The following is a 26,695-nucleotide window of genomic DNA, read 5'->3' on the forward strand; positions in this document are numbered from 1 at the left end:
TGCGGGTTTCTAGAGATCAAAGTTCGTGGGCATCATCACGACGTCGCGGATGGTCATGCCGCGCGGGCGGGTGAGCATGAAGAGCACCACGTCGGCCACTTCGGAGGCCTCGATGAGGCTGCCGCTGGCCTTGGCCTCGGCGAGCTTCTCCGCGGGCCAGTCGGCCAGCAGCGAGGTGATGACGGGCCCGGGCGAGATGGAGCCCACGCGGATGCCGTGCTTGAAGACCTGGCGGCGCACGGTCTGCACGAAGCAGTTGACGGCCCACTTGGACGATGCGTAGACGGGCTCCCACGGCGTGGGGAAATGCGCGGCCAGCGAGCTGGTGACGATGATGTCGCCCGTGCCGCGCTCGATCATGTGGGGCAGCACGTTGTGCACGTTCTTCATCACCACGTTGACGTTCAGGTTGAGCATGCGGTCGATAGCGTCGGGGTCGGCATCCACCAGGTCGCCGCCCACATACAACCCAGCATTGGCGTGGAAGATGTCGAGCTGACCAGCCAACGCCAGCGTGCGCTGCAGCAGGCTGGCGCATTGCCTGGCATCGAGCAGGTCCAGCACCAGCGGCAAGGCGCCGGGGCCGAGGGCTGCACACGCCTTGGTCAGCGCGGCCTCGTCACGGTCGATCAGCACCACACGCGCACCAGCGTTGGCCATGGCTTGGGCACTGGCAAAGCCGATGCCCGATGCGGCGCCGGTAACGGCCGCCACCTTGCCTTGAAGTTCTTGTCCGGGGGGCATGGAAGCAGTCATGGCGGTCATGCGGTCTGGCGGGCCACCACGCGGCCGTTCGGGTCGAACCAATGGGCTTGCGAGGCATCGATGTCCAGGCAAACCGCATCGCCCGCACGCAGGCCTGTGCGGTCGTTCTGGCGCGCCACAAACTGCGCGCCGCTGGGCGTGCTCACGTAGATCAGCGTCTCGGCGCCCAATGCTTCCACCAGGTCCACCTGGCCCGGCACCGGCGTCGCGCCGGTGTTGCGCACCGTGATGTTCTCGGGTCGCAGGCCGATGGCACCGCCCTCCGCCCCGGCGGGTGCCTGCTGTTGTACAGGCGATGGCAGCTGCGGCAGGGGCACCACATTCATCTGCGGCGTGCCGATGAACTGGGCCACGAACTGGTTGGCAGGCTTGTCGTACAGCTCCAGCGGCGTGCCCACCTGCTCGATGACGCCATCGCGCAGCACCACCACGCGGTCGGCCAGCGTCATGGCCTCGACCTGGTCGTGCGTGACGTAGATGGTGGTGGCCCCAAGGTCGCGGTGCAGCTTGGCGATCTCCACGCGCGTCTGGCCGCGCAGCGCCGCGTCGAGATTGGACAGTGGCTCGTCAAACAGGAACACCTTGGGCGCGCGCACGATGGCGCGGCCGATGGCCACGCGCTGGCGCTGCCCGCCCGACAGCTCCTTGGGCGTGCGCTGCAGGTACTGCGTGAGGTTGAGGATGCGCGCGGCGTTCTGCACCTTCTCGTCGATCACCTGCTTGTCCACCTTGGCGAGCTTGAGCGCAAAGCTCATGTTCTCGTACACGCTCATGTGCGGGTACAGCGCATAGCTCTGGAACACCATCGCCAAGTCGCGCTTGCTCGAGGGCTGGTCGGTGATGTCGCGGCCGTCCAGCATCAGGGTGCCGCCGTCGATATTTTCGAGCCCCGCAATCAGCCGCAGCAGCGTGGACTTGCCACAGCCCGAGGGGCCGACGAAGACGATGAACTCGCCTTGCTGGATGGTGAGGTCGATGCCCTTGATGGCGCGGTGTTCACCAAAGAATTTCTCGATGCCGCGCAGTTGAAGGTAGGCCATGGAATCGGGTTCCTGAAATCTTGAAAACTGGGAGGAAAACTACGGCTTACTTGACCGCACCAAACGTCAGGCCCTGCACCAGCTGCTTCTGGCTGAACCAGCCAAAGACCACGATGGGTGCAATGGCCATCAGCGAGGCGGCGGACAACTTGGCCCAGAACAGGCCCTCGGGGCTGGAGTACGACGCGATCAGTGTGGCCAGCGTGCCAGCCTTGGCGGCGCTGAGGTTCAGGCTCCAGAAGGCCTCGTTCCATGACAGCACCAGGCACAAGAGCCCGGTCGATGCCAGGCCGCCCATGCCCAGCGGCAGCAGCACCAGGCGCACCTCCTGCCACAGCGTGGCGCCGTCCATGCGCGCGGCTTCCAGAATCTCGCGCGGGATGTCCTTGAAGTGCGAATACAGCATCCAGACCATGATGGGCAGGTTGGACAGCGCGAACACGATGATGAGCGCAAGCTGCGTATCGAGCAGGTGGCTCTTTTGCGCCAGCACATAAATGGGTACCAGCGCGCCCACGGCGGGCATCATCTTGGTCGAGAGCATCCACATGAGGATGTCCTTGGTGTACTTGCCCTTGAAGAAGGCCATGGCGTAGGCCGCAGGCGCGGCCAGCATCAGGCCCACCAGGGTAGAGACCACGCTGGTGATGACCGAATTCTTGGCGTACAGCAGGTAGTCGCTGCGCTCCTGCACCTCGTGAAAGTTCTCGAGCGTGGGGATGAAGAACAGCTGCGGCGGCACGGCGATGGCCTGCAACTCGGTCTTGAACGCCGTGAGGAACAGCCAACCCAGCGGAAAGAACAGCAGCAGGGCCACGCCCCAGGCGGCCACGGTGCGCAAAGCCAGCAGGCCCAGCGGGTAGTTGGAGCGGCGTCGTTTTGTCGTTGTCATGAGCGTTGCCCCGTCTTACTTGTCAAGGTTCTTGCCGACCATGCGGATCAGAAACACCGCCGCGATATTGGCCAGCAACACTGCGAACAGCGCCCCGGCCGAGGCCACGCCCGCGTCGAAGTTGAGCAGTGCCTGCTTGAAGATCAGGAAGGTGACGTTGGTGCTCGCATCGCCCGGCCCGCCACCCGTGGTGGTGTAGATCTCGGCAAAGATGCTGAGCAAAAAGATGAGTTCGATCATCACCACCACCGCCACCGAGCGCGCCAGGTGTGGCACATACAGGTAGCGCAGCTGCTGCAGGTAGTTGGCGCCGTCCATGCGCGATGCTTCGAGCTGCTCGTGGTTCATGCTCTGCAATGCGGTCATGAAGATCAGCGTGGCAAACGGCAGCCACTGCCATGACACCATGACGATCACCGAGAACAGCGGGTGGTCGGTAAGCCAGTCCACCGGCTGTGCGCCAAAGAACATCCACACCTGGGCGAGCACGCCGTAGATGGGGTTCATCATCATGTTCTTCCACATCAGCGCGTTCACCGTGGGCATGACGAAGAACGGCGAAATCAGCAGCACCCGCACGATGCCACGGCCCGCAAACGGCTCGTTGATGAGCAGCGCAATCGCAATGCCAAACACCACCGTGATGAGAATCACACTACCCAGCAGCAAGATGGTGTTGACCACCGCCGTGCCGAACGAGGGGTCGGTGACGAAATACTCAAAGTTCTCCAGCCCGGCAAAGCCGGTCTGGTCCGGCTGCATGAGGTTGTAGCGGATGAGCGAGAAGTAGATCGTCATCACCAGCGGCACGATCATCCACAGGAAGAGCGTGGCCATGGCAGGCGTGAGCAGCAGGCGAGGGAGCAGGCGGCGGTTCATGGAAGCCTCAGAAAATAGTCCAGCAAAAATAGGCGTTCAGTCGGCGACGCGAGTGGGCCGAGTCGGGGTTGCTGTACCGGGGCCGCACGTTTGTACGGCGAGGAATACAGGCCCCGGATCGGCCCGTGCAGTAGCCGAATGAATGCCTATTTGTAGTAGCCGGCCTTTTTCATTTCGCGGTCTGCCGACACCTGGCTGGCCTTGAGCGCGGCGTCCACCGTCGTCTTGCCCGCCAGTGCTGCGCTCATCTGCTGACCCACCGCGATGCCGATGGCCTGGAACTCAGGAATGGCCGCGAACTGCACACCCACGTACGGGCTCTTCGGCAGGGTCGAATCCGTCGGGTTGGCCGAGTCGATGGCAGTCTTCTCTGCGGCCGCAAAGCGCGCTGCCTTCTGGAACTCCGGCGCCGCATACGTGCTCTTGCGCGTGCCGGTGGGCACGTTGGCCCATCCGTTGGTCTTGGCCACCAGCTGGATGTAGTCCTTGCTGGTGGACCAGGTGATGAACTTCTGCGCGGCGTCGACCTTTTTGGAACCAGCCGGGATGGCCAGATTCCACGACCACAGCCAGTTGGCGCCCTTCGGCGTGTTCATGGTGGGCGCCTGGGCAAAGGCCATCTGGTCAGCCACCTTGGACTGCTTGGGGTCGGCCACGAACGATGCCGCAATGGTCGCGTCCACCCACATGCCGCACTTGCCCGAGTTGGTCAGCGCCAGGATCTCGTTGAAGCTGTTGGCTGCAGAGCCGGGCGGGCCGTAGTTCTTGAGCAGGTCCACGTAGAAGTTGATCGCGTCCTTCCAGGGCTTGGACTCGAGCTGCGGCTTCCACTGCATGTCGAACCACTGGCCGCCGAAGGTGTTGACCAGCGTGGTCAAGAACGCCATGTTGTCGCCCCAGCCCGGCTTGCCGCGCAGGCAGATGCCGTACACGCCGTTCTTGGGGTCGTGCATCTTGGCGGCCAGGTCCTTGATCTGCGGCCAGGTGGGGCGCTCGGGCACCTGCACGCCCGCCTTGTCGGCCAGGTCCTTGCGGTACATGAGCATCGAGCTTTCGCCGTAGAACGGCGCAGCGAACAGCTTGCCGTCGATGGACAGGCCGTTGCGCACGGCGGGCAGCAGGTCGTCCACGTCGTAGGCGGCGTCGGTCTTGAGCTCCTGCAGCCAGCCCTTCTTGCCCCAGATGGGCGCCTCGTACATGCCGATGGTCATCACGTCGAACTGGCCGCCCTTGGTGGCGATGTCGGTGGTCACGCGCTGGCGCAGCACGCCTTCTTCCAGCGTGACCCACTTGAGCTTGATGTCGGGGTTGGCCTGCTCGAAGTTTTTGCTGAGCTTTTGCATCTCGATCATGTGGCCGTTGTTCACGGTGGCAATGACCAGCTCGGTCTGCGCGCTGGCGGCGCCGCACAGCGACAGGGCCAGTGCAGCGGCCAGGGCGAGGCGCTGAGGAGCAAAAACACGGGGGGAATGTGGCATCGGAATGTCTCCTTCGTAATTGGTATGGGATCGACCGTTCAACGCCAGTGCAGGCATACGGCATTGACGAACTGAACGATACCGATGCTGCAATGCTCGATTGGTACTCCAGATGCCTCCACAAATACTAATTTGCACCAGATACTCAGGATTTATACCTAGAGGTGTCAACAGGGTATCTAACCGACCAGGAAGAGAGGGGCCGGACCCCCAGCACGGTTAGTCGCGGATGCCCCAAATCACTATCAAATCAATAGCTTTTGGCGCTTATCTATCAAGCGGTAGAGGCCAATTTAATCCATATTTCGTGCACCAAGGCCCACCGGGGAAGACACCACTACCCCCTCCTCCATCCATTTGCCCGTCCGCCCACGGCAGCACTGCTCCCGTCAGAAATCCACCGTGGCAGAGAGAGTCACCGTGCGAGGACTTCCCACATACAGCCAGTTGCCGGAGCCGCTGGACCAGTAGTTGCGGTTGAACAGGTTGTCCACGCCCGCGCGCAGCACCAGCGGCCGGCTCCACGCCTGGGTCTTGTAGCGGGCACCGATGTCCCAGCGCGTCCAGCCCGGAATGCGCCGCAGGTTGGCGGCGTCCACATGCTGCGCGCTGCTGGAGATCATGCGGGCCGACAGCGTCAGTCCTGGAACGGCAGCCACGTCGTGGTCGCTGCCCAGGTTGAGCTGCCAGCGCGACACATTGGGTGCGGCGTTGCCGTTGTAGGTGCCGCCTTCGGTTTGGGTCAGCCGGGCATCGTTGAAGGTCACGCCGCCCAGCAGGCGCGTGCCCCGGGCCACCTCGCCGAAGACATTGAGTTCAACGCCGCGGTTGCGCTGCTCTGCACCGACCTGGTAGGTGAACGTGCCATCGCCGTTGGACGCCACCAGCCCGCTCGGCTTCTGGATGTGGAACAGGCTCGCTGTGGTGCTGAAGCGGCCCCAATCGGCCTTCACGCCCACCTCCCGCTGCTTCGTCCGGACCGGCGGGAACACCTGCCCGGCGTTGGTGGTGCCCAGCGGCGCTGAATCGCCCTGGACCAGCCCTTCGATGTAATTGCCGTAGAGCGATACGTGCGGCTGTAGCTTGAACACCGCCGCCAGCGCCGGCGTTACCGCGTGCTCGTCGTACGCGGTGCTGCCTGCCCCGGTGGTGGTGTCGTACTTGACGACCTTCACGCGCTGGTAGCGGGCACCCAGGGTGACGGCCAGGCGGTCTTGCCACAGCGAGACGGTGTCTGACAGCGCCACAGACGGCAACTGCAAGGAATCGGTCTGTGGCGGCCGCGATGAGAAACCGTCGATGGACGGACGCGCTGTGGCCGCGGGTGCATACATGTTCGTGGCGAAGCTGTCGAAGCCGTAGTACTGCGCCGTGAAGCCGCTGTCCTTCTTCAGGTACGACGCATGCAGGTGGATGCGGTGCGTGAGCTCGCCGGCGCGCACCGTGCCCTGCAGGCCACCTTGCACGGTGCGGTAGTTCGTCCAGTTGGGCCAGAAGTACGTGGTGGCCTGCGAATCGCCCTGCACGCTGGTCACGAACACGTCGGTGGCCAGGTAGCGGGACCGCGTGTGGCTGCCACCCGCGGCTGCAGAGAGCGTCCAGTCCGGGGTGAGGTCGTACTCGGCTTTGGCCAAGAGGTAATTGCTCTGTGACCTGGCGAATTCCCAGTCCTGGGCGATGCGGTGGCTGCCCCGGGGCGGCCTGGGGATGCCAATGCCGTCGTCGATGCCAAAGCCCGCGGCACCTTGTGGCGCTTCGTTGTTCATCGTCTGGTGGCCGGCATCCACCGAGGCCCGCAACTGACTGCCCCGGTAGTCCACGGCCAGCGCCGCAGCGCCCAGCTCGACGGACTGGCCCTGGGTGGCGGTCTTCCCGTCACGGTAGACGCCGTTGAAGCGCACACCCCACTGGTGGTCGTCGCCGAACCGGCGGCCCACGTCCAGGTGGCCGCCCAGGTTGCCTTTGGACAGGTAAGTGGTGGTCAGGCGGGTCAGCGGCACATCGCCCGCCCGCTTGGGCACCAGGTTGATGGCGCCGCCCACCGCGCCGCCCGCCCCAGGCGCCATGCCGTTGAGCAGCGCGTTGGGGCCCTTGAGCACCTCGACGCGCTCGGCCGCTTCGACCGCCACGGCACGGTTGGTGGCGATGCCGCCGATGCCGTCGAACAGCACCGAGTCCTGCACCGAGAAGCCGCGGATCAGAAAGATGTCGCCCCCCGCGGCAGCGTTCGTCAGGCTGTAGGACACCGTGCGCACGGACGGGTCGTTGGCCAGCACATCGGCCACGGTGATCGCCTGCTGGTCCTGCATGAGTTCGGCCGTGTAGCTGGTGATGTGAAACGGCGTGTCCATCAGGCTCTGCTGACCCAGCAGGCCGACCCGGCTGCCCGTGGCGACCTGGCCGCCGGCATAGGCGGGCAGCAAATCGCCGGGCGCTGACTCGGCGCTGGCCGTCACGGTGACGGCGCCCAGGGTGGCGGCATCGCTGAGCCGGGGCGCCTGCGCTGCAGGGCGCGATGCCTCACGCAGCGTGAAGACGCCGCCCGTGGCCTGCCGCAGCTCCAGCCCCGAACCCGCCAGCGCGCGGCGCAGTGCCTCGGGTGCATCGAAGCGGCCGCGCACGGGCGCCGCGTTGCGGCCTTCCACCAACTGCGCATCGGCGGTGAGGGCCAAGCCTGCGTCGCGCGCGATGCGGTTCAGGGCAGCCCCCAATGGCCCGACGGGCAGATCGTAGTCGCGCACCGCCGCAGCGCTGGCCGTGGCCGCAGGGGCCTCTGCCGTGGCTGGCTGTGCAGCCACCGCAGAGGCCGCCAGCGCCATCAGCAGCGCCGCAGCGCAGGGGTTCAGCGGAAAGGGGAAAACAGCAGAGGGCATGGGTCAGACTCCGAAACGGTCACGTCAGAAAAGAGGGGCAACCGCGCGGATGCACGGTCTCTGTCTGATTGCCGAACGGGTGCCGAAAAGTGAGAGGGGGCCGGGGCAATTTCTTTTTTTGGGCCGGCATCGCTGGTGGATAGGATGCCGGCTGGCAGCGGCGCTCTGGGTTGATCTGCTTCGGCGGGTTGATCTGGGTTGAACTGAATGGAACCGTCGATCAGCCGCACCAAGTCACTCATCTTTTGATAGCTGCCAGCGCTTACCCATCAAGCGGTAGCGGCCGATTTTCTTAGTATTTTCATCCTCAGGGCGCAGCACGCGGCTTGAGCATGACCCACCAGCGCGTGGTCCAGACCACCTCCACCGGCACGGCCGCGGTCAGCGCCAACAGGGCTTGGTCGGTGTCCGCCAGGGGCAGCGTGCCCGTCACGCGCAACCCGGCCACACGGGGGTCGACACCCAGGTGGCCGACCCGGTGCCGCGCCAGCATGGCCACCACCTCGCCCAAAGGTTGGTTGTCCACGACCAGCATGCCGTCCTTCCAGGCGTCGGCATCGGGCGGGGCCGCCCACGGGTCCACCCACCCGCCTTCCAGCCGCGCGCCCTGCCCGGCCGACACGATGCGCTCGGCAGCGCACGGCTCGGACGCTGCTGCCGCACAGTTCGCCGGGCGGGCCGCAACGGCCGACTGGGTGACCGCGACCTCGGTGGCGGGCGCGCCACGGCCCTGCGCCCCATCGCTGCCAGCGGTGTGCGCCCGTGGCCAGCGGCGCACGGTGAAGCGGGTGCCCAGAGCGCGCAGGCTGCCGTCCTCGGTCAGCACGACGAACGGGCGTCGCTCGGCCGGGTCGGCATGGCTGGTTTCCACGGCCACCTCGCCCGCGCGCAGGTGGATGGCGCGCTGGTCTTGGCTGAACACGACATCCACAGCGCTGCGGGTGTTCAGGTGCAGCACGGTCTGGTCGGGCAGCACGATGGTGCGGCGCTCGCCGGTGGCGGTGCGGTGGTCGGCCAGCAACTGGCCCACGGGCTGGTAGCGGTCCAGCACCAGCACGCCGCAGGCCACCGCCAATGCCAGGCCCAGCACGGCGCCCGCCACACGGGCAGGACGGCGCTGGCGCGGTGGCAGCAGCAACGCTGCGCGGGCTCCGGGACCTGCGGCGGCACGGGCCAAGTGCTGGTCGATGTCGCCCAGCTGGCGCCAGGCGCGGGCATGGTCGGGGTGTGCGGCCAGCCAGTCGGCCAGGGCTTGGGCGTCCGCCGGCGAGTTATCACCCTCGCCCTGGCGCAGTTGCCAGCCGATGGCGGCCTCCAGCACGGCAGGCGGCACGGGATGGTCGTCGCCTGTACCACCAGGTGGGCCGCCCATTGTCCAGCCCGCACTGCTCACGCCGCGCCGCCAAAACGCAGGTGGTAGGCGTGGCGCATGGCGTTGGCCAGGTACTGGCGCACGCGGGGCACCGACACCTGCAGCTGCTCGGCAATCTCTGCATGCGTGAGGCCATCGAGCCGGTTCATGAGCCACGCTGCGCGCGTCTTGGGCGTCAGGCCCTGCAGCAATGCATCGACCGCGTGGAGCATCTGCACGGCGGCCAGGCGCTCTTCGGGGGATGGCTGCAGCACCTCGGGCTGCAGGGCCAGGTCTGCCAGGTAGGCGCGCTCCAGTTCACCCCGGCGCCAGAAGTCCACCAGCAGCCCGCGTGCCACCGTGGTCAGGTAGGCGCGCGGCTCGCGCATCGCGTCGGGGGCGATGGCGGTTGGCCGTGCGAGCAGGCGCACGAAGGTGTCCTGCGCCAGGTCGGCCGCATCGTCGGCACAACCGAGCCGCCGGCGCAGCCAGGACTGCAGCCACCCGTGGTGGTGGCTGTAGAGCGCGTGCAGGGGATGAGCGGCAGACATGGCGTGACGGCCTTTTTGAGAATGATTCTCGATTATAGAAACACATTCCCGCCCAGATCCTGGGCACGCCACCACGCGGACAGGTCGGCTGCGCGCTCAGCGCCGCGCGTTTTCCATCATCGTGGCAACGTGGGCCGGCAGGGTCTTCGGGGTCCCCAGGTCCTGTACGTCCCATTCCTCCCCGCCGGTCAGCAGCCATACGCGTACCGTGTCGGTGGCGGCGTGGATCACGATGGCGGCGGCCGCCGTGTCGCCTGCGTCCGGCCGGTTGCCGGTGATGTAGAGCATGGAGCCGTCTTGCCGCAGCGGCCCACTCACCTGCAGGTTGTCCAGCAGCACGTTGTAGTTGGCGAGACCGAGCAGCCCACGCAGCCGCTCGGCCAGCGGGCCGGCACGCAGGAAGTCTGAGCCCCCGACCGGATAGTTGCCTACCTGGGTTTGCAGGTTCCCCCAGGGATTGGCGGGCGCGGCAGGTACGTCGTTGAGCACAGGACGCGCGACCTTGCGCGGCGCAGTGGGCGCGGTGGGTACCGTACCCACGCAACCCGGCAGCAGCACCGCCAACGCAAGAGCGGCCAGCACGGCGCGTGACAAAGGGGCTGGAGAGACAGGGCGCATGATCGGGGGCTTCTTTCTAGAAAGGGCAGATGGGCGAAAAGGTCTGCGAGCTTAGCCGGTTCCAGCCGGCAGCCGCCCCCCTAAAATCGCGTCTTTCGCCTTCCAACCGCCATGACAGAACACGCCCGCCCCGTCCGCTCACAATACGAAGACTTCATGCGCCACGTGTTCACCCATGGCGTGGACAAGTCGGACCGCACGGGCACCGGCACCACCAGCGTGTTCGGCCACCAGATGCGGTTTGATTTGAAAGAAGGCTTCCCGCTGGTCACCACGAAGAAGGTGCACCTCAAATCCATCATCCAGGAGTTGCTGTGGTTCCTCACGGGGTCGAGCAACAACAACTGGCTCAAGGAGCGCGGCGTGACCATCTGGGACGAATGGGCGCGAGAGGACGGCGACCTGGGCCCGGTGTACGGCGTGCAATGGCGCAGCTGGCCCACGCCGGACGGCGGCCACATCGACCAGATCAGCGACGTGATCAATACGCTCAAAACGAATCCCGACTCGCGCCGCATCATCGTGAGCGCCTGGAACGTGGCCGAGCTGCACAAGATGGCGCTCATGCCCTGCCATGCGTTCTTCCAGTTCTACGTGGCCCCGGCACAAGAACCCGGCGGGCGCGGCACGCTCAGCTGCCAGCTGTACCAGCGCAGCGCAGACATCTTCCTCGGAGTGCCCTTCAACATCGCCAGCTATGCACTGCTGACCCACATGGTGGCCCAGCAGTGCGATCTGGACGTGGGCGACTTCATCTGGACGGGCGGCGACTGCCACATCTACAGCAACCACCACGAGCAGGTGCAGACCCAGCTGGCGCGCACGCCCTACCCCTACCCGGTCTTGAACATCAAACGCAAGCCCGACAGCATCTTTGACTACGAGTACGAAGACTTTGAAGTGCTGGACTACCAGTGCCACCCCGCCATCAAGGCTCCTGTGGCCGTTTGATCAGCCGACATCCCTCTTTGGTACCCCCTACCTCTTGAGTCCCAAGGGCAGAGTCAACAGCGCCTTGCCTGCTTCCACCCAACACCACGAGCTTTTATCCATGTCTTCCGGCGGATTTCACGTACACGGCCCCCACGACCACGCAGTGGAGCATGCCACCCACGGCGACCACGCTGCAGCGCACGGCACCGACAGCAACTCGTCGATGAACAAGATCGCCATGTTCACCGCCATCGTGGCCACGGTGGGTGCCATCTTTGCCTACATGGGCGGCGCCACGCAAGCCAATGCCGGCCTGCTCAAGAACGACGCAGCCATCAAGAAGACCGAAGCATCCAACCAGTGGAATTACTTCCAGTCCAAGAGCACCAAGCAATCCCTTGCCGAGCTGGCCCGCGACCTGGCGCCCGACGACCGCAAGGCAGGCTACCAGACCAAGGTGGAGCGCTACGAGGCCGAGAAAAACGAGATCAAGGTGGTGGCCGAAAAACTCGAAGCCGACGCCCATGAGTTCGACCGCAAGAGCGAGGCCCAGATGCACCAGCACCACCGCTGGGCACAGGCCACCACGGCGCTGCAGGTGGCGATCGCCCTGGCCGCCATTGCGTTGCTGACCAAGAAAAAATGGCTGGAGTACGGCATGTACGGCGTGGCTGCCGTAGGCCTGGGCGTGGGCGCCCTCGCCGCCTTGCATATCTGAAACAAGGAGGCCCCACCATGCCCCTGCACCTCATCTACGCCCGCGCCGCCAATGGCGTCATTGGCAAGGACAACACCATCCCATGGCACATACCGGAGGACATGGCGCACTTCAAGCAACTCACGCAGGGCTGCGCCGTCATCATGGGCCGCAAGACTTGGGACTCATTGCCCCCGCGTTTTCGCCCCCTGCCCGGCCGCACCAACATCGTGGTCACGCGCCAGGGCGACTGGCAGGCCGAGGGCGCCGTGCGCGCCACCAGCCTGCAGGATGCGCTGCAGCAGGCACCTGCCGATCAGACGGTGTGGGTGATCGGCGGCGCGCAGATCTACGCCGAGGCCCTGCCCCTGGCCGACCGCCTGGAAGTGACCGAGATCGACCAGGAATTCGACGGGGATGCCTACGCGCCCACGCTGGGTGCGCCATGGACAGAATCCGCACGCAGCCGCCACGTCAGCACCAAGGGGCTGCCCTTCAGCTTTGTGACCTACGTGCGCGCAGGTTGACACGGCTCCGGAACGCAAAGCTCATCAATTGATAGCGCTTAGCGCTTATCCATCAAGCGCCGGAGGCCAAAAACATGCAAATCGCCACCTGGAATGTCAACTCCCTCACTGTCCGCCTGCCCCAGGTGCTGGCCTGGCTCGCGGCCAACCCGGTCGATGCGCTGTGCCTGCAGGAGCTCAAGCTCACCGACGACAAATTTCCGCACGACACGTTCAAGGAGGCAGGCTATGAGGCCGTGACTTTTGGCCAGAAGACCTACAACGGCGTCGCTATCCTGAGCCGCCACGCCATGCGCGACGTGGTGCGCAACATCCCCGGGCACACGGACGAGCAGGCCCGCGTCATTGCCGCCACGCTGGACACGCCCGACGGGGAACTGCGTCTGGTGAACTGCTACTTCGTGAACGGCCAGGCCCCGGGATCGGAGAAGTTTGCCTACAAGATGCTGTGGCTTGCGGCGCTGCATCGCTGGCTGCGTGAAGAGCTGCTGGTCCACCCGCGCCTGGCGCTGCTGGGTGACTTCAACGTAGCGCCCGAAGACCGCGATTCGTTCGACCCGGTGGGCCTCAAAGACACCATCCACCACACGGTGGAAGAGCGTCAGCATTTCCAGGACCTGATTGCCCTGGGCCTGACCGACACCTTCCGCATGTTCGAGCAGCCCGAGAAAAGCTACTCATGGTGGGACTACCGCATGCTCGGGTTTCAGAAGAACCGGGGGCTGCGCATTGACCACATTCTGGTGAGCGATGCACTGCGTGCGAGTGTGACCGCCTGCACGGTAGACCGCGCCCCCCGCAAGAACCCACAACCCAGCGACCACGCGCCCGTGGTGCTCACCATGGCATAACAACCCTTGACGACGCGGGCCGTGCGACAACAAGCTGGACGCCCGGCATACACAAAAGGCTGCAAGGAAAATCCTTGCAGCCTTTGTTTTTGGGGAATCGGCGCGCAAGAAACCTGCGCCGAGAGATCCCTTTGGCCTATGGCCTACGACTTGCGACGCACCGGGAGCCCCTGACCGACACCCCAGCGCGCAAGCTGAGCCCTATCAGCTATTGGCGAACGTGTCGCGCAGGCCACGTACTTCATCGTGGTTGCGCTGCGCGCCCTGCGACTGGCGCTCTACCAGGGCCCGCACATCCAGCGGCAGGGTGGCCTTCAGGGCCTTGCGGTAACGGGCCACGGCAGCGTCCTCGCCGCGTTCGCATTCCTGCAGCACGGCCTTGTCGTCGTGCACCGACAGGGCGGATTTCACCGACACCCAGCCGCGGTGCAGCGCGCCAGCCACGGTGCCGCCTGAAGCAGGCTCGCCCCCCAGGCGACGCACCTCGTGCTCCAGTTCGACAGCGGCGGCCGCACATTCGCGCGCATGGCGCTGGAACACGCTCTTGAGCTGGGCAGAGTCGGCATGCTCGGCGCAGGCGGTGAAGCCGTATTCGCCATCGCGGGACGACTCCAGTAGGTCGTTGAGCACATCCACCACGTCTTCGTTGTCCACGACATCCATGGGGCGGTCGTCGTTCAGGCTGGAGCGCGAGACCCGTTCCCAGGCGGCGCGGGCGGCGGGGCGGGCATCCGTCCAGGCCAGGCCGTCCGAATGGCGCGCCCGCCAGTCATCGGCCAGGCGAGGTTCCACCGCCTCAAAATCGCCTTCATAACGGCCCACCGACGACCAGCCCAGTTCGTAGGCAGGGCGGTATTGTTCGTAGGTGCGACCACCCACGTAATAAGGCTCGCGGTGGAAGCTTTCGCGCCAGTAGGCATCTTCCTCGGTGGGGTTGACCGCCTCCGCGGCGGCCTTGCCCGCCAGGCCGCCGGCTACCGCACCGGCCACGCCGCCAATGGCTGCGCCGACCGGGCCGCCAAAGGCGCCTGCTGCGGCACCCGCAGCGGCGCCGCCCAGGGCAGCACCGACCCCGGTTCCGACGGGATGGGAACCCGGTTCATTGGTCAAAGGGTCACGGTTGGCATCGTTGAAATCCGACATAGAAGCTCTCCGGTTGGTTGACAGTGCCTTCATTGTTGAAGTCACTCCCGGAGGGCTGGGTCGGCCCAAGGAGGGCCTGCTTGTAGGACATTGGGAGGTGTGCCTGCCCCGGCATCCGCCAAAACAGACCCACTTCAAGCACTACAAAATTTATAGCATTTAACGCTTTACCATCAAGCGCTAGAGGCTATTTTTATGCCTCATCGGGCGCATCCAGGCCCAGCTCCTGGATCTTGCGTGTGATGGTGTTGCGACCAATGCCCAGGCGCTGCGCGGCTTCCATGCGGCGCCCATGGGTGGCCGTGAGCGCGGTGCGGATCAGGCGCGATTCGAACCGCCGCGTAAGGGCGTCCCACACTTCGGGCTGGCCGCCCGCAAGCAGCTTCTGCGCCTCGGTCTCCAGCGCCTGCTCCCAGGTCGCCGCAGTGCCAACGGTGGCAGCTATGCCGCCCGAACCCGTCGCCATCTGCGCCTCGGCGGGCCAGTGGGGCGTAGCGCCCAGCGCCGGGGTGGCAGAGGCCGCAAGACCGCCCACCAGGGGCTGCGTGGCGACAGTGGCAGGTTGTGGCAGCCCTCCCACCAGCTCCACCGCTGGCGCAGGGGTTGGCATTGGGGCCGCAACGGCGTGCACGGCAGCTACCGCCGCAGACGGATCACTGCCGGGTCGGGGAGCGGGTTGGTAAAGGGGCGCTTCCAGCACTTCGGGCGGCAGATCCTGCAGCGAGATGACCTGGGCGGGCGCCATCACCGTGAGCCAGTGGCAGATGTTCTCCAGCTGGCGCACATTGCCCGGAAAGGCGAACTGCTCCAGCCGTGCGATGGCCGAGTCGGCAATGCGCTTGGGCTCCACGCCTAACTGCCGCGCGCTTTGCTGCAGGAAATGGCGGGTGAGCACGGGCACGTCCTCATGCCGCTCGCGCAGCGCGGGCAAGCGCAGGCGGATGACGTTGAGGCGGTGGAACAAGTCTTCGCGAAAGCCCCCCTCCTTCACGCGCCGCTCCAGGTCCTGGTGGGTAGCAGCGATCACGCGCACATGGGCCTTCACGGCGGCATGGCCGCCCACGCGGTAGAACTGGCCGTCCGACAGCACACGCAGCAGGCGCGTCTGCAGGTCAAACGGCATGTCGCCGATTTCATCGAGGAACAGCGTGCCGCCCTCGGCCTGCTCGAAGCGGCCGCGCCGCTGCGTCTGCGCGCCGGTGAAGGCGCCGCGCTCGTGGCCGAAGAGTTCAGATTCGAGCAGGTCCTTGGGGATGGCCGCCGTGTTGATGGCGACAAAGGGCCCGTCTGCGACCGGCGAGTGCTTGTGCAGCGCGCGCGCCACCAGTTCCTTGCCCGAGCCCGATTCGCCGGTAATGAGCACCGTGACCTGGCTTTGGCTCAAGCGGCCGATGGCGCGGAACACGTCCTGCATCGCCGGAGCTTGGCCCAGCATCTCCGGGGCTTCGGCCTGGCGCTCTTCGGTCACTTCCTCGCGCTGGCTTTCTTCGACCGCGCGGCGGATGAGCTCCACCGCCTTGGGCAGGTCAAATGGCTTGGGCAGGTATTCGAACGCGCCGCGCTGAAAGGCCGACACGGCGCTGTCCAGGTCGGAGTACGCCGTCATGATGATGACGGGCAGGCCGGGCTGCAGTTCGCGGACTTTCTCCAGCAACTGAAGGCCAGAGCCCCCGGGCATGCGAATGTCGCTTACCAGGACCTGAGGGCCCTGCCGCGCCGGGTCGCCGGGGGTGATATCGGCCAGCGCGTCCAGCACTTCGCGGGGGTGCGTGAAGCTGCGCGTGGGCAGGTTCTCGCGGGCCAGCGCCTTTTCGAGGACGAAGCGGATCGAGGGGTCGTCATCTACTATCCAGATCGGCTTCATATGTTTTTCTTACCTTCCCTGTGGTTGCGTGTCAGGGACCATCTGCGCTTTTAAGGCAAGGGAATCAGGATACGGAAATCGGTGCGACCCGGTACGCTGTCGCATTCGATCAACCCATGATGGCGCTGCACGAAGGTTTGTGCCAACGTGAGCCCCAGCCCTGACCCGCCGTCCCGACCCGACACCAGAGGGTAAAAAATCCGCTCCTTGATCGCGTCGGGCACGCCCGGTCCGTTGTCGATGACATGCAATTCCAGTGCCAGCCGATAGCGCTGGCGACCAAACGTTACTTGTCTCGCAACACGGGTGCGCAGTGTGATCGTCGCCTCACCCTCTGCGATGCGCTCGGTCAGCGCCTGGGCTGCGTTCTGTACGATGTTCAGCAGTGCCTGGATGAGCTGGGCGCGGTCGCCACGGAACTCAGGGATCGAGGTGTCGTAGTCGCGCAGCACCTTGAGGCCCTGGGGGTATTCCACCAGCACCAGAGACCGCACGCGCTCGCACACCTCATGGATATTGACGTCACCCACCAGGTGGGGATGGCGATGGGGTGCCAGCAGCCGATCTACCAGGCTTTGCAATCGGTCGGCCTCGTGGATGATGACCTGGGTGTACTCGGTCAGTTCGCGGCTTTCAAGCTCCATCTCCAGCAGTTGCGCAGCACCGCGAATCCCGCCCAGCGGGTTCTTGATCTCGTGGGCCAGGTTGCGGATCAACTCCTTGTTGGCCTGGGCTTGGTCCAGCAGGCGCTCCTCGCGGTCCTGGCGGGCCTGCTGCTCCAGCGGCCACAGCTCCACCAGGATTTCGCCGACCTGCTCGGCATCGGCCACGCTCACATGCACGGGCACCGGGTCCTGGTGCTGGCGCTTGAGGCTGGCTTCATACCGCAGGGCCGCGAAGTCCTTGCCCCGCGCGCCCGCCAATGCGGTCTGTAGCAAGGCGGGGTCGGTGAAGAAGGTGGAGAAGTCCACCCCCTCCAGGGTGCGGCGCGAGAGGCCGAGCGCGTTCTCCAGCGCTGCATTGGCGAATTGCACGGCGCCATCGGCGCGCAGCACCGCCACCAGGGTGGACATCAGGTCCAGCGAATGAAAGCGCCCCGTGTCGGAGGCTGGGGCTTCAGTAAAGGGTGAGGAACTCACACGCGTGCCAAACGAGGGAAAGAGATTCAGTTGGCCGGAAGACGGGCGATTTCGCGCTTGATGCCTGCGATATCGCTTTCGCTGCGGGCGACGCTGGCCTTGAGTTCTGCCGTGCGCTCCATGTAGCGCTGCGGGTTGCGCAGGTCGAGCGCGTTGCGCTCCGGCGCGCCACCGTTGTATTCCTTCACCAGCTCGGCATGGCGCGCCTCGGCCTTGCGCAACTCGGATTCGAGGATGGCACGGGCATCGGCATCGCGGGCCTTCTGGTCGTTGGTGGCGACACGGGGTGCAGACGGGGGAGATGCGGCGGGAGCTGTGCCCGCCCCAGCCCCGGTTCCCGCGGCTGGCGCTGCCGTTGCTGCGCCTGCAGGTCGGGTGCCCTGGACCACGGTGACGTTACCTCCCTCAACCAGCTTGCAGCCGCGCTCCTTGGCCTGCTGGGCGTTGTTGGTGTATTCGTTGCCGCAACGGTAGATGCGGTCTTGCGCCCATGCGGCGGGAGCCGTCGCGGCGATCAGTAACAGGGTGATGAGCGTTTTCTTCATTCGGTTTCCTCGCACTGCCATGCAGGGGTTCGGGGAGTATCCCCCAATCGCCACACATCGCCAATCCAACACCAGCAGCCCCGCACAGGGCTTTGTACAAGGATGCAACGGCCCAGCCAGTGGTTCCGTTTCAGCGAAACCCGATCCTTGAGCGCAATAAAAAAAGGCGGCCGGGGCCGCCTTTTTGAGGGTAATGGCCTGCAGGCAGGCGATTACAGGGAGTAGTACATGTCGTACTCGACAGGGTGAGGCGCCATGCGGAAACGCGTGACTTCGCCCATCTTGAGTTCGATGTAGGCATCCAGCATGGAGTCGGTAAAGACGCCACCCTTGGTAAGGAAACCACGGTCCTTGTCCAGATACTCGAGCGCTTGGTCCAGGCTGTGGCACACGGTGGGCACCAGCTTGTCTTCTTCGGGCGGCAGATGGTACAGATCCTTCGTGGCGGCTTCGCCGGGATGGATCTTGTTTTCCACACCGTCCAGGCCCGCCATCATCAGTGCCGAGAAGCACAGGTAAGGGTTGGCCGATGGATCGGGGAAACGCGCTTCGATACGGCGGCCCTTGGGGTTGGCCACGTAAGGAATGCGGATCGAGGCCGAGCGGTTGCGGGCCGAGTAGGCCAGCTTCACAGGGGCTTCAAAGCCGGGCACCAGGCGCTTGTAGGAGTTGGTGCCGGGGTTGGTGATGGCGTTCAGGGCACGTGCGTGCTTGATGATGCCGCCGATGTAGTACAGCGCAAAGTCGCTCAGGCCAGCATAGCCGTCGCCTGCGAACAGGTTCTTGCCGTCCTTCCAGATGGACTGGTGCACGTGCATGCCGGAGCCGTTGTCGCCCGCGTAGGGCTTGGGCATGAAGGTGGCGGTCTTGCCGTAGGCATTGGCCACGTTCCAGACCACGTACTTCAGGACCTGGGTCCAGTCGGCGCGCTCGACCAGCGTGCTGAAACGCGTGCCGATTTCGTTCTGGCCAGCGCCCGCCACTTCGTGGTGGAACACTTCGACCGGGATGCCCAGAGATTCAAGGATCAGGGACATCTCAGCGCGCATGTCTTGCGTGCTGTCGACAGGAGGCACTGGGAAGTAGCCGCCCTTGACGGTGGGACGGTGACCACGGTTGCCGCCTTCGAGCTTGGCGCCCGAGTTCCAGGGGGCTTCGTACTCTTCGATCTCGAACATGACCTTGCCGGGTTCGTTGGACCAACGCACGCCGTCGAAGATGAAGAATTCTGGCTCTGGGCCGAAGAACGCCGTGTCGCCCAGGCCGGAGGCCTTGAGGTAGGCTTCAGCGCGCTTGGCGATGGAACGTGGATCGCGGTCGTAGGCTTTGCCGTCACCGGGTTCGATCACATCGCACTGCAGGAACAGTGTGGTTTCTTCAAAGAAGGGGTCGATGTTGGCGGTGCTGGGGTCGGGCATGAGTTGCATGTCCGAGGCTTCAATGCCCTTCCAGCCGGCTACCGAGGAGCCATCAAATGCATGGCCGGACGTGAACTTGTCTTCGTCGAAGTGGGACACAGGCACGGTCACGTGCTGTTCCTTGCCACGGGTATCGGTGAAACGGAAGTCAACGAACTTGACTTCGTTCTCCTTCACCATCTTCATCACGTCTGCAACGGTCTTGGCCATCAGGTTCTCCTGGATAAAGCGCTTGTTGAAAAAAGGAATTTACCGAAATTAAAAGCAGTTTGCGTGCCAGCTGGGTGCAGCCGCCGCACTATGAAGGAGCACTAAGGACTGCAGGCCGAGGGAGCACCCGCCGAACCGCACCAATTTAGTGCAAACCTGCTATCAACACAGGGCATCACAGGTTGCGCACCAATTCAGGGCCGCAATTTGCACCAAATTCGTGCAAAGCCCGTTTCAGATCCTGCCATGCAGCGGGAACGAGGGGAGCAGGACCTTTGACACCCAGTTCAATATGCCGCCCGTATTGTGGATGATCCACGCTGGGCAAACTGAACACCCGAACGTTCGGGTGCGTTTTTTCGATGCGCTCCATGAGGGGCGTCAAAGCCGCTTCCATGGCCCCATAGACCACCACGGACTGCTCGGTCTGCGGCGTGCGGTTGAAAAACGCTGCGTAGTGCTGGTCCAGCACCCACTCGATCATCGGCCAGGCCATGACAGGGAATCCGGGTACAAAATGCACGCCCCCACCACGACCGCCCTCGCAGCTGAACCCGGGGATCTTGTTGTAAGGGTTGGGAATGATGTGGGCACCTGCCGGAAACACCCCCATGTTGAGCCGGTGCACGTTGTCGGGACGGTCCGGCTCATACGTCACACCCTGCTCCTGGGCCACGTCCTGCATGCGCTCGCGGATCAGAGCCTCAGCGTCGGGGTGTAGTACCAGGTCCCGGCCCAGGGCGCGCGCGGCGCATTGGCGGGTGTGGTCGTCCGGCGTTGCGCCAATGCCACCGCAGGAAAACACCACGTCACCCGACGCAAAAGCGCGCTGCAGCGTGGCCGTGATGCGGTCCGGGTTGTCACCCACGTAGTCGGCGTAAGTCAGCGAAAGCCCTCGCGCTGACAGCAGTTCAATGACCTTGGGCATGTGCTTGTCGGCACGCTTGCCAGACAGGATTTCATCGCCCACGATGATCAGGCCGAAAGATGGGGTCATGGTGCAGGGGCTCCGTTGGCAGGAGATATGGGGGCAGGAAGAACAGCAGTGGACGCCAGCGCCCCCGCGTCTGCGGCCACCGGGGTAAACGCGTCACCGGGGGTTCTCCCTCCGCCCTCGGCGCGCAAACGCTCTAGGGCTGCTAGGCAATAATGGATAAACCAGAGTGAGGAGAACGCAAAAACCAGGGTGTAGATCCAGATCGCAAGCGGCACCAGGATAAAAAAAGCGGCGGCAAAGACCACGCCCGAAGCCCACACGATGCTGGGCGCCGCCCCGAGGTAGCCCGTGAGGATGCCAATGCCCAGCAGGCTGCTGCGGTGGCGGCGGAAAATCTCTTGCCGCTCCTCCTTGCTGGCATGGTCAGCCAGCGCATCAAACACCATCACGCGGTAGGTCAGCCACCCCCAGATCAAGGGGGGCAGGATGAGCACCAGCGGTGGCACCAGCCACAGGGGCACCGACACCACCAAGGCAATCAATGCCAGCACGGTGGAGCTGACCGACCAGGCCACGCTGGCGATGAAGGAGCCACCCTTCTTGCGCTCCAGCACAGGGAAACGCCGATCCGCCACCAACGCCACCAATGCGGGGGTCATGAGGACCGCGACCACCAGCAGCGAGACCACCACCAAAGCCGGAGCCACCGCCAGAACCACCATGAGGGGCGCCACGACGGAGGTGACATCACCCAACCCCCACCCTTGCAGCCAATTCCAGAAGCTGGCCAGAAGCGGAGAGGCATCCAGCAGCGCGCGCATGCCCTGCACGGCTCCGTCCCAATAAAAATAGCCCAGCCCCAACGCCAGCCCCACCATCAGCAGCAACGGCAAAACGGACAGGGCCATGACGCGGGGCCGCAGGCAATAGGCCGCAGCACGCCAGAAAGAATCAAGCAAAAGTCCCATGCCGACAAGCATACCTTCTTGACCGCGTGGAGGGTCTTTCAGGCCTTGCCCAGCAGCCTCAGAACACCCCGCCATTGCTGCGACCAAAAGCCCCTGCCATAGTCGCGCAAGCGCCCGTCTGGCCCCGGCTCCACCTGATCGCGCACGCCCGTGGGATCAAAACGCAATTCAAAGTTGGCCGTGCGCATCAGCATGTCCCACCAAGGCAGCAATACGCCGAAGTTGTGCCCGCCCAGCACCACGCGGTATCTGGCGCCCTGCGCAGCGGCAGCCTCCCCGGACAATGGCTTGACGGTCTCATGGCCGATTCCGATGCTGTGGTGCAGCCGGTGAAACCGCGGACTGATCCACAGCCGCTCGCCCCAGCGCCCAAACCACAGGCGCACATTGGCGTGCTGGAAGCTCTCGCTGAGCTGCGTGATGGCCACGATAGCGATGAACTGTCCAGGTGCCACACCGATGAGCTGCGCCACCACCACCAAGATGGTGTCGCGCAGCACGTCGTCCAGCAGATGGTTGCGGTTGTCGCTCCACATGGTCATCTGGCGCTGCGCGTGGTGCAAGGAATGCAGGCGCCACCACCATTCAAAGTGGTGCTGCCCCCGGTGAATCCAGTAGTCCACGAAGTCGAACACCACCAGGTACAGCAGCAGGCTGACCCAGGGTACGTCGGTGAACCCAGGCCAGAGGCCATCAAGCTGGAAGGTGCTGATGCCAGCCACTCGCAATGCCCCAAAGATGGAATCCATCAACGGATCCACCGCGAGGAAGAGACCCAGGCGAAACAGCCCCAGCCGGTGAATCAGCGTGTAGAGAATGTCGGTGCGGATCGTCGCGCGGTCGGTCACAGCCTCTACCGGCCGCCAATGCTGCAATGGGCCAATCACTGCCGCGATCACCACCAGCTGCAGCAGCCCCACAAGAATCCATCCAGAGGCCTCATAGCCACTTTCGAGCTGGTTGCCCAGGCCTACAGCGAACATCACCGGCTGCAACAGGCTTTCGAAAAGCCATTGCTGAGCCGCATCAAAGCCATTGCCTAGCCAACCCATTGCGTCATGCTCCCTCTATCTCTCACCACACACGCCCTTGCTCCGAACGACCTCCACGATCTGCCTCGCCTCCTCCACCGCATTCAGCGCCTCACCAACGGCGCGTAGTCAGGGTGTTCTCGCAGCGTGCGAAAGCAGAATCCGCGCTCCTTCAGCCCGACGATCAGCGGCTCCAGCACGGCAGGCGCCCAGGGATCCTTGCGTGACCAGATCCCCAGGTGCGCAAGCAGAATGTCGCCACTGCGCACATCCCGCAAAGCCTTGTTCAGCAACGTGGTGTTGCTGGCCTTTTCACTGGGCAACTCATCGCCCAGGAATCCCGCCGGTGACCACCCCACATGCGTGTACCCACATGCGCGGGCACTGGCAAGCAACTGCGGCGAAGTCTTTCCACCTGGGGCGCGAAACAAGGGCAAGGGTATTTTGCCGGTCACGTGCTTCAAGCGATCAGCGGCCCGAGCGATCTCCTCACAATAACCGGCGGCCGTCAGCACAAAATCCTGCCCCGCGCGCGGCCCGGCCGATGGTCGAACACGGAACGAAGGGGCCTGCGCCGATCCCAGATCCGCGCGCCAATAGGTGTGGTCCCAGGTGTGGGATGCAAATTCGTGCCCCTCAACGGCCCGAGCGTGCCACCAGGAAGCCCAGTGGTCGCTCAGGCTGCCATCCCCTTCCTGGGTGCGTTCGTTGGCGGCGAAAAACGTCACGCGTACCTGCTGGCGTGCGAGAACGTCGGCGACCAAAGGCGCCACGGCCATATGGCCAGTATCGAAGGTCAGATAGAGAGGCTTTTTACAGTCTCTTTGGGCACTAGCGCTGGATACAAAAACGCTAGTAGCTACAAAATATATAGCAAAACAAAATCGCAGAGACACTCCCCTGCGAGGCGCCGACGCCCGCACACCATCGCCAATCAGCGGGGCGCGTGTTGCAACGTCCATACGCCATGGGGCGACTTGCCCACAGTGACCTGCCGCACGACCTTCTTGGCCTCGGTATCCACCACAGAGAGCTTGCGAGCCCAGCGGGAACTCACATAAATGAAGCGGCCATCGGCCGACACTTCCATACAGTCCGGCCCACCGGGTACCGGATAGGATTCGACCACCTGCTGGGTGGTCATGTCGATCTTGCTGATGGAATTGGCCACCCGGTTGCTGACATACAGGTGGCGCCCATCGCCGGCAGCGCGAAAGGCGTGGGCACCATTGCCCGTTTTGATCTTCTTGATGCTCACGGGCTCGCGTCCCGAGACGTCAAATACCTCCACGCTGTCGCTACCCGTCAGGCCCACAAAAAGGCGCTTGTCGTCTGGGCTGCCATATACGTCCGCCGGCATAGCACCCGTCTTGGTGCGCCACTTGATCGTCTGCGTTGCGATATCGATGGCCACCAGCTCATCGCTATCCTGCATGGTGGAATACACCGTGGTGCTGCGACTGTCGATCCACAAATGGCTGGGAGTCCGGGAGGTGGCCACCCGCTGGACGAGGGTCAACTCCTTCCCGTCCCAACGGTAAAAATCCACATGGTTCAAACGATTGGCAGCGGTGATGAACCACTTCATGTCGGGTGTGAACCGCAGGTGGTAGGGGTCCACAATGCCCCGCACCGTGCGTTGAATCTGCGCAGTGCGCGGATCCAGGAACGTCAGCGTATCCCCCAACGCATTGGCCACAATGATCGACTTCTCATCCGGCGTGAGATACAGATGGTGCGGCTCCTTGCCCGTCGGAATGCGGGCCGTCTCGGTCCAGGTCACCGGGTCAATAACACTGACATTGGCTTCGAGGGAGTTCAGCACAAACAGTGGTGGCGCGGCAGCCAGTGCCCCCCCTATTGAGATCCACAGCCCACCCAAGACAGCGCACGCGCGTGCAATCGAGAAAATCTTCACAGAACCACTTTCAACACAGCCAAGAAGTGTAGCTGTGCACTTACCAATACCTTGGGAGAGAACACGTAACATTCTTGATGTGGAACGAATTTCGACGAGCAAAAGAGCACCTCACTCGACTGGCAACCACTGGCGCTCATCATGGATTCGTCAAGTCAGCGCATTCGCCGCCACGCTCTCGTCATCATCGAATCCTTCCAGAGATGTAGCGGTCGCTTCGCTTAGTCAGATCGCACACCAAGTAGCGCTTCACCATCTGTTGTGGTCCAAGCCCCTCAGGACGACTGAGCCAGCAAGGACAGATCCTCCTGACTGAGCCATTTCCATGCCCCAGGAGGCAGGTCAGCGGGCAACACCAGAGCACCGATCTGCGACCGATGCAATCCCTCTACACGATTACCGACGGCAGCAAGCATACGCTTGACCTGATGGTACTTGCCCTCGGTCAGGGTGAGGTCCAGCCGATGGCTCGCAGTCTGCTCACAAGCCGCCGCTTTTACGGGCTTGGGGTCATCGTCCAGAACCACCCCCGCCAACAAGCTCGATATCTGTTTTTCATCGACTGGATGTTTGGTAATGACCTGATAAACCTTGGGCACATGTTTCTTGGGCGAACTCATGCGGTGAATGAATTGCCCGTCATCGCTCAACAACAGCAACCCGGTGGTGTCTTGGTCCAGCCGTCCTACGGCCTGCACCCCTTGCACCGCGCTTTTTGTTGGCCGCTGCCGCAAAGGGGCTGGCAACAAGGTATAGATGCTGGGATAGGTTGAGGGTTTTTGAGAGCACTCTGTCCCCGCCGGCTTGTGCAGCAGCACATAGGCTTTCGCGTGGTAGGGCCAATTGATGCCTTGGACCTGCAGCTGCAGGCCTTCTGGGTCCAGCTCAGCAGTCGCATCGACGCACGGCTCGTAATCCTGAGTATCAGATGATGACCCGCGTATAGAAACCCAGCCCTGCTGAACCAGCCCCGCACAGACACGGCGGGTGCCAAAACCTTGGGAATACAAAATATCCTGGAGCTGCATAGAAAGGGGCAGGAAAAAGAATTCTTGAGTCACAAAGCAAAACGCCCCTCTGCTCGATTGAGCAGAAGGGCGATTTGGGCTGTAAGAGCCTGACGATGACCTACTTTCACACGGGAACCCGCACTATCATCGGCGCAAAGTCGTTTCACTGTCCTGTTCGGGATGGGAAGGAGTGGTACCAACTTGCTATGGTCATCAGGCATAACTTGGTGCTGGGCTGTTTTTGTGAACAGCCTGGCGAATTCATAGAGTTTGGAATCAGATTTTTGTGTCTTTTGACTGCGTCAACTTGGCATAACAATCTTTGAGCTTTTCATGCATCCTTACGGTTTGCATATTGGCTATCAAAGTTATAGGGTCAAGCCGCACGAGCAATTAGTATCAGTTAGCTTAACGCATTACTGCGCTTCCACACCTGACCTATCAACGTCCTGGTCTTGAACGACTCTTTAGGGGGCTCAAGGCCCCGGCAGATCTCATCTTGAAACGAGTTTCCCGCTTAGATGCTTTCAGCGGTTATCTCTTCCACACTTAGCTACTCGGCAATGCCACTGGCGTGACAACCGATACACCAGAGGTGTGTCCACTCCGGTCCTCTCGTACTAGGAGCAGGCTTCCTCAAATCTGCAGCGCCCACGGAAGATAGGGACCAAACTGTCTCACGACGTTTTAAACCCAGCTCACGTACCTCTTTAAATGGCGAACAGCCATACCCTTGGGACCGGCTACAGCCCCAGGATGAGATGAGCCGACATCGAGGTGCCAAACACCGCCGTCGATATGAACTCTTGGGCGGTATCAGCCTGTTATCCCCAGAGTACCTTTTATCCGTTGAGCGATGGCCCTTCCATACAGAACCACCGGATCACTATGTCCTGCTTTCGCATCTGCTCGACTTGTCAGTCTCGCAGTTAAGCACGCTTATGCCATTGCACTATCGTCACGATGTCCGACCGTAACTAGCGTACCTTCGAACTCCTCCGTTACGCTTTGGGAGGAGACCGCCCCAGTCAAACTGCCTACCATGCACTGTCCCCGA

24 protein-coding genes and 2 rRNA genes (1 of these 26 only partly in view) are annotated in these 26,695 nt (G+C 63.6%); 4 read left to right on the top strand and 22 right to left on the bottom strand.

All coding sequences use genetic code 11. The features are described 5' to 3' along the window. Nucleotides 1–9: 9 nt before the first annotated feature. The 9 genes from C8C94_RS09730 to C8C94_RS09770 form a co-directional block, all read right to left on the bottom strand. Nucleotides 10–756 carry an SDR family oxidoreductase gene (locus tag C8C94_RS09730; RefSeq protein WP_199731229.1) on the bottom strand — a complete coding sequence of 249 codons (747 nt, stop codon included), beginning with the start codon at nt 754–756 and terminating at the stop codon, nt 10–12. 5 nt (nt 757–761) lie between these two features. Continuing rightward, nucleotides 762–1,805 (bottom strand): ABC transporter ATP-binding protein, encoded by a 1,044-nt coding sequence (locus C8C94_RS09735; protein ID WP_121420575.1) that lies wholly within the window; start codon nt 1,803–1,805, stop codon nt 762–764. A 46-nt stretch (nt 1,806–1,851) separates the two neighbouring features. Further along, nucleotides 1,852–2,697, bottom strand: a complete 846-nt coding sequence (locus C8C94_RS09740; protein ID WP_121420576.1) for a carbohydrate ABC transporter permease — start codon at nt 2,695–2,697, stop codon at nt 1,852–1,854. Between the two features lie 15 nt (nt 2,698–2,712). Continuing rightward, nucleotides 2,713–3,576, bottom strand: a complete 864-nt coding sequence (locus tag C8C94_RS09745) for a carbohydrate ABC transporter permease (RefSeq protein ID WP_069105336.1) — start codon at nt 3,574–3,576, stop codon at nt 2,713–2,715. Nucleotides 3,577–3,722: 146 nt separating this feature from the next. Next, the gene (locus tag C8C94_RS09750; RefSeq protein ID WP_121420577.1) at nt 3,723–5,054 is read right to left on the bottom strand and encodes a sugar ABC transporter substrate-binding protein; all 1,332 of its coding nucleotides are present in this window, start codon (nt 5,052–5,054) and stop codon (nt 3,723–3,725) included. A 389-nt stretch (nt 5,055–5,443) separates the two neighbouring features. Continuing rightward, nucleotides 5,444–7,927 carry a TonB-dependent receptor gene (locus C8C94_RS09755; RefSeq protein ID WP_121420578.1) on the bottom strand — a complete coding sequence of 828 codons (2,484 nt, stop codon included), beginning with the start codon at nt 7,925–7,927 and terminating at the stop codon, nt 5,444–5,446. A 307-nt stretch (nt 7,928–8,234) separates the two neighbouring features. Beyond that, nucleotides 8,235–9,299: a FecR domain-containing protein gene (locus tag C8C94_RS09760; protein WP_121420579.1), complete on the bottom strand. Its 1,065-nt coding sequence runs from the start codon at nt 9,297–9,299 to the stop codon at nt 8,235–8,237. 17 nt (nt 9,300–9,316) lie between these two features. Continuing rightward, a complete protein-coding gene (locus C8C94_RS09765) occupies nt 9,317–9,829 on the bottom strand; it encodes a sigma-70 family RNA polymerase sigma factor (RefSeq protein WP_121420580.1) in 513 nt (170 codons plus the stop codon). 96 nt (nt 9,830–9,925) lie between these two features. Further along, nucleotides 9,926–10,447, bottom strand: a complete 522-nt coding sequence (locus tag C8C94_RS09770) for a hypothetical protein (protein WP_121420581.1) — start codon at nt 10,445–10,447, stop codon at nt 9,926–9,928. A gap of 111 nt (nt 10,448–10,558) precedes the next feature. On the opposite strand from C8C94_RS09770, the gene C8C94_RS09775 reads away from it, so the two are divergent. The 4 genes from C8C94_RS09775 to xth all read left to right on the top strand — a co-directional run bounded on the left by C8C94_RS09775 (nt 10,559) and on the right by xth (nt 13,455). After that, the gene (locus C8C94_RS09775) at nt 10,559–11,398 is read left to right on the top strand and encodes a thymidylate synthase (RefSeq protein ID WP_121420582.1); all 840 of its coding nucleotides are present in this window, start codon (nt 10,559–10,561) and stop codon (nt 11,396–11,398) included. 100 nt (nt 11,399–11,498) lie between these two features. Next, nucleotides 11,499–12,098: a DUF4337 domain-containing protein gene (locus tag C8C94_RS09780; RefSeq protein ID WP_055400411.1), complete on the top strand. Its 600-nt coding sequence runs from the start codon at nt 11,499–11,501 to the stop codon at nt 12,096–12,098. A 17-nt stretch (nt 12,099–12,115) separates the two neighbouring features. Continuing rightward, entirely contained in the window at nt 12,116–12,604 is a 489-nt protein-coding gene (locus C8C94_RS09785; RefSeq protein ID WP_121420583.1) for a dihydrofolate reductase, read from the top strand. A gap of 74 nt (nt 12,605–12,678) precedes the next feature. After that, nucleotides 12,679–13,455, top strand: coding sequence for an exodeoxyribonuclease III (gene xth / locus C8C94_RS09790; protein ID WP_121420584.1), 777 nt, complete (start codon nt 12,679–12,681; stop codon nt 13,453–13,455). Nucleotides 13,456–13,659: 204 nt separating this feature from the next. On the opposite strand, the gene C8C94_RS09795 is transcribed toward xth, so the two are convergent. The 13 genes from C8C94_RS09795 to C8C94_RS09855 form a co-directional block, all read right to left on the bottom strand. Continuing rightward, nucleotides 13,660–14,598 carry a PA2169 family four-helix-bundle protein gene (locus C8C94_RS09795; RefSeq protein WP_055397175.1) on the bottom strand — a complete coding sequence of 313 codons (939 nt, stop codon included), beginning with the start codon at nt 14,596–14,598 and terminating at the stop codon, nt 13,660–13,662. 193 nt (nt 14,599–14,791) lie between these two features. Then, complete coding sequence (ntrC, locus tag C8C94_RS09800; protein WP_055397177.1) at nt 14,792–16,462, bottom strand: nitrogen regulation protein NR(I); 1,671 nt, start codon at nt 16,460–16,462, stop codon at nt 14,792–14,794. 50 nt (nt 16,463–16,512) lie between these two features. Continuing rightward, the gene (gene glnL / locus C8C94_RS09805) at nt 16,513–17,535 is read right to left on the bottom strand and encodes a nitrogen regulation protein NR(II) (protein ID WP_010457747.1); all 1,023 of its coding nucleotides are present in this window, start codon (nt 17,533–17,535) and stop codon (nt 16,513–16,515) included. Nucleotides 17,536–17,627: 92 nt separating this feature from the next. After that, entirely contained in the window at nt 17,628–18,146 is a 519-nt protein-coding gene (locus tag C8C94_RS09810) for a hypothetical protein (RefSeq protein WP_055397181.1), read from the bottom strand. Between the two features lie 212 nt (nt 18,147–18,358). Next, on the bottom strand, nt 18,359–19,774 hold the full coding sequence (gene glnA, locus C8C94_RS09815; protein WP_121420585.1) for a type I glutamate--ammonia ligase: 1,416 nt from the start codon (nt 19,772–19,774) through the stop codon (nt 18,359–18,361). Between the two features lie 175 nt (nt 19,775–19,949). Further along, nucleotides 19,950–20,771: a molybdopterin-binding protein gene (locus tag C8C94_RS09820; protein ID WP_121420586.1), complete on the bottom strand. Its 822-nt coding sequence runs from the start codon at nt 20,769–20,771 to the stop codon at nt 19,950–19,952. Further along, the gene (locus C8C94_RS09825) at nt 20,768–21,679 is read right to left on the bottom strand and encodes an EI24 domain-containing protein (protein ID WP_121420587.1); all 912 of its coding nucleotides are present in this window, start codon (nt 21,677–21,679) and stop codon (nt 20,768–20,770) included. Before C8C94_RS09825 ends, C8C94_RS09820 begins: the two co-directional genes overlap by 4 nt. 38 nt (nt 21,680–21,717) lie before the next feature. Then, nucleotides 21,718–22,731, bottom strand: coding sequence for a sterol desaturase family protein (locus C8C94_RS09830; RefSeq protein WP_121420588.1), 1,014 nt, complete (start codon nt 22,729–22,731; stop codon nt 21,718–21,720). Between the two features lie 83 nt (nt 22,732–22,814). Next, nucleotides 22,815–23,672, bottom strand: coding sequence for a polysaccharide deacetylase family protein (locus C8C94_RS09835; protein WP_370449744.1), 858 nt, complete (start codon nt 23,670–23,672; stop codon nt 22,815–22,817). After that, nucleotides 23,645–24,628: a YncE family protein gene (locus C8C94_RS09840; protein WP_121420589.1), complete on the bottom strand. Its 984-nt coding sequence runs from the start codon at nt 24,626–24,628 to the stop codon at nt 23,645–23,647. The genes C8C94_RS09835 and C8C94_RS09840 overlap by 28 nt, the downstream gene beginning before the upstream one ends. Nucleotides 24,629–24,903: 275 nt before the next feature. Further along, nucleotides 24,904–25,656 carry a 16S rRNA pseudouridine(516) synthase gene (locus tag C8C94_RS09845; RefSeq protein WP_121420590.1) on the bottom strand — a complete coding sequence of 251 codons (753 nt, stop codon included), beginning with the start codon at nt 25,654–25,656 and terminating at the stop codon, nt 24,904–24,906. Nucleotides 25,657–25,743: 87 nt separating this feature from the next. Further along, nucleotides 25,744–25,856, bottom strand: a 5S ribosomal RNA gene (gene rrf / locus C8C94_RS09850). Nucleotides 25,857–26,010: 154 nt separating this feature from the next. Beyond that, nucleotides 26,011–26,695: ribosomal RNA gene (locus C8C94_RS09855) — 23S ribosomal RNA — on the bottom strand; it runs 2,194 nt beyond the window's last position.

Source organism: Acidovorax sp. 94 (genome assembly GCF_003634645.1).
GTDB classification, from domain to species: domain Bacteria; phylum Pseudomonadota; class Gammaproteobacteria; order Burkholderiales; family Burkholderiaceae_C; genus Acidovorax; species Acidovorax facilis.

Coding starts and splice junctions, on each gene's coding strand:
- C8C94_RS09730 (WP_199731229.1), bottom strand. CDS start 756: ATGACTGCTTCCATGCCCCCCGGACAAGAACTTCAAGGCAAGGTGGCG.
- C8C94_RS09735 (WP_121420575.1), bottom strand. CDS start 1,805: ATGGCCTACCTTCAACTGCGCGGCATCGAGAAATTCTTTGGTGAACAC.
- C8C94_RS09740 (WP_121420576.1), bottom strand. CDS start 2,697: ATGACAACGACAAAACGACGCCGCTCCAACTACCCGCTGGGCCTGCTG.
- C8C94_RS09745 (WP_069105336.1), bottom strand. CDS start 3,576: ATGAACCGCCGCCTGCTCCCTCGCCTGCTGCTCACGCCTGCCATGGCC.
- C8C94_RS09750 (WP_121420577.1), bottom strand. CDS start 5,054: ATGCCACATTCCCCCCGTGTTTTTGCTCCTCAGCGCCTCGCCCTGGCC.
- C8C94_RS09755 (WP_121420578.1), bottom strand. CDS start 7,927: ATGCCCTCTGCTGTTTTCCCCTTTCCGCTGAACCCCTGCGCTGCGGCG.
- C8C94_RS09760 (WP_121420579.1), bottom strand. CDS start 9,299: ATGGGCGGCCCACCTGGTGGTACAGGCGACGACCATCCCGTGCCGCCT.
- C8C94_RS09765 (WP_121420580.1), bottom strand. CDS start 9,829: ATGTCTGCCGCTCATCCCCTGCACGCGCTCTACAGCCACCACCACGGG.
- C8C94_RS09770 (WP_121420581.1), bottom strand. CDS start 10,447: ATGCGCCCTGTCTCTCCAGCCCCTTTGTCACGCGCCGTGCTGGCCGCT.
- C8C94_RS09775 (WP_121420582.1), top strand. CDS start 10,559: ATGACAGAACACGCCCGCCCCGTCCGCTCACAATACGAAGACTTCATG.
- C8C94_RS09780 (WP_055400411.1), top strand. CDS start 11,499: ATGTCTTCCGGCGGATTTCACGTACACGGCCCCCACGACCACGCAGTG.
- C8C94_RS09785 (WP_121420583.1), top strand. CDS start 12,116: ATGCCCCTGCACCTCATCTACGCCCGCGCCGCCAATGGCGTCATTGGC.
- xth (WP_121420584.1), top strand. CDS start 12,679: ATGCAAATCGCCACCTGGAATGTCAACTCCCTCACTGTCCGCCTGCCC.
- C8C94_RS09795 (WP_055397175.1), bottom strand. CDS start 14,598: ATGTCGGATTTCAACGATGCCAACCGTGACCCTTTGACCAATGAACCG.
- ntrC (WP_055397177.1), bottom strand. CDS start 16,462: ATGAAGCCGATCTGGATAGTAGATGACGACCCCTCGATCCGCTTCGTC.
- glnL (WP_010457747.1), bottom strand. CDS start 17,535: ATGTCCACCCTGGTGGCGGTGCTGCGCGCCGATGGCGCCGTGCAATTC.
- C8C94_RS09810 (WP_055397181.1), bottom strand. CDS start 18,146: ATGAAGAAAACGCTCATCACCCTGTTACTGATCGCCGCGACGGCTCCC.
- glnA (WP_121420585.1), bottom strand. CDS start 19,774: ATGGCCAAGACCGTTGCAGACGTGATGAAGATGGTGAAGGAGAACGAA.
- C8C94_RS09820 (WP_121420586.1), bottom strand. CDS start 20,771: ATGACCCCATCTTTCGGCCTGATCATCGTGGGCGATGAAATCCTGTCT.
- C8C94_RS09825 (WP_121420587.1), bottom strand. CDS start 21,679: ATGGGACTTTTGCTTGATTCTTTCTGGCGTGCTGCGGCCTATTGCCTG.
- C8C94_RS09830 (WP_121420588.1), bottom strand. CDS start 22,731: ATGGGTTGGCTAGGCAATGGCTTTGATGCGGCTCAGCAATGGCTTTTC.
- C8C94_RS09835 (WP_370449744.1), bottom strand. CDS start 23,672: ATGGACGTTGCAACACGCGCCCCGCTGATTGGCGATGGTGTGCGGGCG.
- C8C94_RS09845 (WP_121420590.1), bottom strand. CDS start 25,656: ATGCAGCTCCAGGATATTTTGTATTCCCAAGGTTTTGGCACCCGCCGT.